The sequence below is a fragment of the uncultured Sunxiuqinia sp. genome (assembly GCF_963974515.1).
Taxonomy (GTDB): domain Bacteria; phylum Bacteroidota; class Bacteroidia; order Bacteroidales; family Prolixibacteraceae; genus Sunxiuqinia.
Genome location: NZ_CAXBDD010000227.1, coordinates 1 through 1,535, shown reverse-complemented (window position 1 = coordinate 1,535; position 1,535 = coordinate 1). Strand labels below are relative to the sequence as shown.

Genomic DNA, 1,535 nt, shown 5'->3' with positions numbered 1-1,535 from the left:
AGAGGAACCAAAGCATCCGATTTCCCCTACTCGTTTTCGATAGATAAATAGTTGAAGAGATAGAAAGGTGGAGAGCTGCATGTTAGTTCTCCACCTTTTTTGAGTCAAAATAGGTGTGATGAACGAGAATAAGTTCCGAGCTTGTGAGTAATTTCGATCGGAGTATTTCATCAAGTTTGAATGTTCAAGAATCCTGCTCCTCGATAGTCCGTATTCGGATCTTGTTCTGCCCAGATAACAGGAATGATAGTTAACAAACCGGGGAACACAAACAGAGGACCTGCCGTTTTCTTTGTCAAAAGATGAATCATCAAATTATTCTGAATTTTATTGAAACTGCTGCTTGTGAAAATAGGTGGTCTTTTTTTTTCGCATTGTTTTATTTCTAAAATAAATAGCTTAATTTAGTATGTTCAAACATATGAACAAGAAAAAAGAAGTTTTCGAATGAAATTGACCATTGACCACCAGAGTCCCATTCCACTGCATGCCCAGGTGGAAAGCCTGTTGCGGCAAATGATTGAACTGCCCGAATATCAGGATGGCGGATTTCTGCCAAAAGAAATTGATTTGGCCAGGCAGCTGGGGATTTCGCGAAATACCTTGCGACAGGCGACCAATAAATTGGAATACGAAGGATTGTTGGTTCGCAAGAAGGGTGTGGGCACCATAGTGGCCAAAAAAACGGTGACTACCCACTTGCAACATTGGCACAGCTTCACCCAGGAGATGAATGAGCGTGGTGTCCAGTTTAAGACTTATAGCCTGAATATTGAATGGGTCGAAGCAGATGAAAAGCTGGCTTCGTTTTTCAAAGTTGAAGAGCAGACCAGGGTGCTTCGCTTAAGTCGTGTGCGTGGCGATGATGCCGGGCCTTTCGTGTATTTCGAAAGTTATTTTCATCCGCGAATTGGACTCACGGGAAACGAAGATTTTACACGGCCGCTGTACGAAATTCTGGAAGATGATTTCCACGTGGTACCTTCCTTGTCCAAAGAAAAAATCAAGGCACGACTGGCCACAAGCATTACCGCCAAGCGGCTGTCCATCGCAGCGGGTGATCCGGTCCTGGTGCGCGAACGGCTGGTTTACGATCCCGGAGACCGTCCGTTGGAGTACAACATCGGGTTTTATTGTGCCGACAAATTTGCCTACACCATTGATATAAAAAGATAAACCATGAAGAAAATTGCCATTGGCGTTGATGTTGGCGGAAGTCACGTGAGTAGCGCCGCTTTTAATTGGGAGTCAGAAAAATTTCTAGACAAAACCTTTGCTGAAAATGACCTGGACAATCACGCCCAGTCTGATGTGATCATCGACTCTTGGGGAAAGACAATCGCCGAATCCATTCGGCTGGCCGGCCTCGAAAATATAGTCGGAATCGGATTTGCCATGCCTGGGCCTTTCGACTACCAAAACGGAATTCCACGTTTTACGGGCGAAAACAACAAGTACGAGAATATTTACAGGCTGAATGTTCCGGAAGCCCTGCGAGCGTATTTGAAATTGCCAGCCGATTTTCCCATCCGTTT

1 protein-coding gene and 1 pseudogene are annotated in these 1,535 nt (G+C 44.8%); both read left to right on the top strand.

Annotated features, from left to right (window positions below; all coding sequences use genetic code 11):
* Positions 1-447 precede the first annotated feature (447 nt).
* Positions 448-1,176 carry a GntR family transcriptional regulator gene (locus tag AAC033_RS19140; protein ID WP_339741195.1) on the top strand — a complete coding sequence of 243 codons (729 nt, stop codon included), beginning with the start codon at positions 448-450 and terminating at the stop codon, positions 1,174-1,176.
* Between the two features lie 3 nt (positions 1,177-1,179).
* A pseudogene (locus AAC033_RS19135) lies at positions 1,180-1,535 on the top strand (ROK family protein); the annotation flags it as partial.